The organism is Vibrio sp. 2130-1 (assembly GCF_033339515.1).
In genome coordinates this window covers 1-329 of the sequence record NZ_JAWOUT010000294.1, presented here as the reverse complement: position 1 = coordinate 329, position 329 = coordinate 1, and the positions used below count along the sequence as shown (strand labels likewise).

Here is a 329-nt window from a genome sequence, read left to right as displayed (position 1 = left end):
TAGAACTGACCATCCGCCAACACGCGCAGCAAACGTGTCTGGATATCCAGCGGCATGTCCCCGATTTCGTCCAAAAAGAGCGTGCCTCCGTTGGCTTGCTCGAAGCGGCCTTGACGAACACTGTTCGCGCCCGTAAATGCGCCTTTTTCGTGACCGAACAACTCAGACTCAATCAAGTCTTTTGGAATCGCGGCCATATTGAGAGCGATAAAAGGTTTGTTGGCGCGAGGGCTATGGCGGTGAAGGGCATGAGCAACCAGCTCTTTACCTGTACCGGACTCCCCGTTGATCAAAACGGAAATCGACGAGCGAGAAAGGCGGCCAATAGC

1 protein-coding gene is annotated in these 329 nt (G+C 54.1%); it reads right to left on the bottom strand.

The features are described 5' to 3' along the window. Window positions 1-329: sigma 54-interacting transcriptional regulator (locus tag R7Q09_RS25815; RefSeq protein ID WP_318143900.1), on the bottom strand; the 329-nt coding region annotated here is incomplete at both ends.